The organism is Mesorhizobium sp. M1D.F.Ca.ET.231.01.1.1 (assembly GCF_003999155.2).
Taxonomy (GTDB): Bacteria; Pseudomonadota; Alphaproteobacteria; order Rhizobiales; family Rhizobiaceae; genus Mesorhizobium.
Map to the genome: position 1 here is coordinate 1 of NZ_RZOZ02000252.1, position 290 is coordinate 290.

Below are 290 nucleotides of genomic sequence, written 5' to 3' on the forward strand. Positions count from 1 at the left end.
AGGCCCAGCGTGCCTTCATAAAAGCCCTTTGCTCTCGCCAGGTCTTTCACTGCCAGATTGGCCGCTGGGCCTCAAGCAGGTGGACGACATGGCCGGAGAACTGATCGTCTATAAAAGCGGCGACACGGTCATCAACGTCTATCATTCGGAGTTCGCAGGGACCAACAAGGCGACGGCGGTGACCTGGACGGTCGGCGATCAGATCGGCGCCATTGTCCCGGCGCTGAAGTCGAAGGGCATCGCCCTCGAGTGTCAGGCCGGGCATCTCATAGTGCTCGAAGGCGATGCCC

1 pseudogene is annotated in these 290 nt (G+C 60.7%); it reads left to right on the top strand.

From position 1 onward, the window contains the following. Positions 1-64: 64 nt before the first annotated feature. Positions 65-290 (top strand): annotated as a pseudogene (locus EN874_RS33175) (VOC family protein); the annotation flags it as partial.